General features: G+C 23.3%; 1 protein-coding gene. It reads left to right on the forward strand.

Annotated elements, in window-relative coordinates; genetic code table 11:
- Window positions 1-411: 411 nt before the first annotated feature.
- Window positions 412-1,067, forward strand: a 656-nt coding sequence (locus E6A48_RS11620) for a TolC family protein (protein WP_219710468.1), incomplete at its 3' end; no start/stop codon positions are given.

A 1,067-nucleotide genomic window follows, 5' to 3' on the forward strand; every position in this document is an offset into this window, starting at 1 on the left:
ATAGTATATAGTATGAGTTTTGTCAAATTTTTTTACTATTTTTTTACAAAAAATATATATATTTTGCAGTTTTTTTGATATTTTAGTATGATTTTATCAAAAAACATATATTTTTTGTAAAATTAAAGTAAATTTATTAAATAAAATCACATTTTATATATTGATAAAGTAAAAAATATTTACCCTGTTCCTTAAAATATATAAACAATTATTTTTTTATTTACCTATTATAAATATTAATTTAATTACATATTACAAGCATTTAACAATGGGAACTTTTTAATGATTTATTCGTCTAATTAAATATATTGTAAAATTAACTTGATATTTTTTATTTGAAGTTTATAATTTATTAGTAAAAAAATAAATTTTTATTAAATTTACGATGTAGACTTTCTTAGGAGCGGTATTGTGAAAAATAGTTTTGTTTTTATATTGATTATAGTATTCAATATTTCTTTATATTCACAGAGTAATGAAAACTCTACAAACTCTAAGATAAGCATAAATTTGGAACAAGCATTAGATTTAGCTATTGAAAATGATAAAACTCTAAAACAAGCAGAATATGATGTACGAATAGCTCAAACTCAAAAAGATGCATCATTTTCTGATTTATTTTTACCTTCATTAACAGTAAGCGGTGGACTTAATTTATCGGAGCCACAAGAATATCAATACAATGATTTAAACACAGGAGTATATTCGAGTGCAGATACTTGGAATGCACAAGCAACATTGTCAAAAACACTCTTTACTGGATTTAGAAACTGGAATACTGATAAAGCAAGAGAAATAAACCTAAAAATGATGAAAGAAACATATTTTGACGAGAGAAAAAATGTAGCAATAAATACACAATTAAATTTTTACAATACATTTGTAGCTCAAGAAAATTATAAAGTATACTATCAGCAGCAGCTTAATTACAGCAATAGAATGAGAGAATCCTACATAAAATACAGAAACGGACAAGTTTCTGAATACGAATATTTAAATGCAAAAGTACAATATGAAAGCACAAAACCTCAGCTTGTTGCTCTTAGTAATAATTATGAAAGCTTAAA

The organism is Brachyspira pilosicoli (assembly GCF_019402445.1).
Classification (GTDB): domain Bacteria; phylum Spirochaetota; class Brachyspiria; order Brachyspirales; family Brachyspiraceae; genus Brachyspira; species Brachyspira pilosicoli_B.